General features: G+C 42.4%; 2 protein-coding genes. Both read right to left on the bottom strand.

Annotation, left to right across the window (positions count from 1 at the left end; genetic code table 11):
• Positions 1–260 precede the first annotated feature (260 nt).
• The gene (locus tag LG368_RS15230; protein ID WP_226755540.1) at positions 261–1,235 is read right to left on the bottom strand and encodes an IS5 family transposase; all 975 of its coding nucleotides are present in this window, start codon (positions 1,233–1,235) and stop codon (positions 261–263) included.
• 586 nt (positions 1,236–1,821) lie between these two features.
• The coding region (locus LG368_RS15660; protein WP_226755541.1) for a transposase domain-containing protein at positions 1,822–1,940 on the bottom strand (119 nt) is incomplete at its 5' end.

Raw genomic sequence — 1,940 nt, 5'->3', positions numbered from 1 at the left:
AGCAAAAAAGGAAAGAGCGCCCTGAGCGTTGGTCAAAAGCAGAAAGAAACTGGCAGCCAATAGGTGATGTGGAATTAAATCCAGAGCAACATAAAGACGCTGCTTAATTATTTTAGGCGACAACTACGGAAACTGCGATTAAGAATTCGCATTGTGCCCAGAATGCCTAATTTGGTTAAAAACCACAAAAAGTCACTCACTTCGGTACTTTTAGCCCCTAAACAAGCTCATTCTGCCTTGTTTAAGGGCTTTTGAACGGATTAACCCCTTGCGGCTCGTATCATCTGGTCAATTCTGAACACATTGGCTAAGGCAAACAGCATCGACAGTTTGTTATCATTTTTCTCTAAGCCACGATAGACGACTTTCCTAAACCCAAACTGGCGCTTTATGATCCGAAACGGGTGCTCTACTTTTGCCCTGATACTGGCTTTAATGTATTCCGTTCGGATAGGTTGCTTGTTTATTCTCGGGTGCTTCTTGAGAAGGCGCACCTTGCTTGGCATTTCAGCAATCAACCAATCGGCTTTGATGTCTTTGAGCTCTTCTCGTTTTTGTGCGCCTCGATAACCCGAGTCCGCTGAGATAAAACGCTCCTCACCATGAAGCAGATTTTCTGTTTCCGTGATGTCATGTACGTTGGCCGCCGTTGTGCTTAGACTGTGGGTTAGTCCTGTTCTAGCATCAACACCGATATGAGATTTTAGCCCGAAGAACCATTGCTTACCTTTTTGAGTTTGGTGCATCTCTGGATCGCGTGATTTTGCTTTATTCTTGGTTGAACTGGCCGCTTCAATAATAGTGGCATCGATAATCGTGCCTTCTTTTAGATAAATTCCAGCGCTAGACAACCACTTATTAACCTCTTTGAACAGCTGACGGGAGAGCTTATGCTTTTCTAGTAAGTGCCTAAAATTCATAATGGTTGTGTGATCAGGGATCGCACTGTCCAACGACAAGCCAGCGAAGAAACGCATAGATGTGACTTCATAAAGCGCATCTTCCATAGCGGGATCGCTCATGTTGTACCAATGCTGCATACAATGGATACGGAACATTGTTGATAGAGGATACGGTCTTCTTCCCTTCCCAGGCTTTGGGTAAAAAGGCTCAATCACTGCTTCAAGCTGATCCCACGGCATCAATTCATCCATCCGAGAAAGGAAAATTTCTTTGCGTGTTTTACGACGCTTGTTGTTGAATTCACTGTCGGCAAAAGTGAGTTGATGTGACATGGTCAGGCTCGAAGGTTAAAAATGAATTGTCTCATGCGCGGGACTTATTCGCATCTTCCCTAACTTTCAAGTTACCTCGGGCAAACGCAAAATCTGTTGCTGACGAGCTCTGTGTATTGATTTTGTGGGTGATTGCGTAGCAGCGTTCATTGTTTTTATTTTTTCAAAATAAGCCTCACTGATCTGTTAAGTTCTCTTAAGGGTTTGCCCCCACTAGTATTAAAAGGTTAAACGGACGTAATAGGCAGATAAATGCTCAGAACATGCAATTTTTTGAGAGTACAGGTAGCTAACTGTTCCAGTTTGTAGATAGTGCCCCAAGTAATAAATGTCATGTGGGCATGGTTGGCGTGTGGCTAAGTGGCGTTAACTAAGGCTTTGCCCAATCAGCCCTGATGCCCAAGGGGTAAGTAAAGTGTTATAACAAATCAAATATGAGGCGAAGATTTAAATTGAAACTATAAATTCTCTATATGTATAAAAATGAAAATATAGTTTCACTTTAACCGGCTTGCCATATCAAATAGTCACTTTACTCAAAGGTAAAAGTGAAGCTATATTTTTACTATCTGAATATTGTAAGCGCCTAACCAACCACGTCCTTACAATGCCAAGGCAAAAGTGCTTCGATGTCTGCCAGGCTTTGTGCATTAGGAAGCACTTTAAAGATCTGCTTTAACCAATCGTATTCATTAAGACCGTTGG

Source organism: Marinomonas algarum (assembly GCF_020532605.1).
Classification (GTDB): domain Bacteria; phylum Pseudomonadota; class Gammaproteobacteria; order Pseudomonadales; family Marinomonadaceae; genus Marinomonas; species Marinomonas algarum.
The sequence above is the reverse complement of the archived record's forward strand: the minus strand, read 5'-3'. Positions and strand labels throughout refer to the sequence as shown.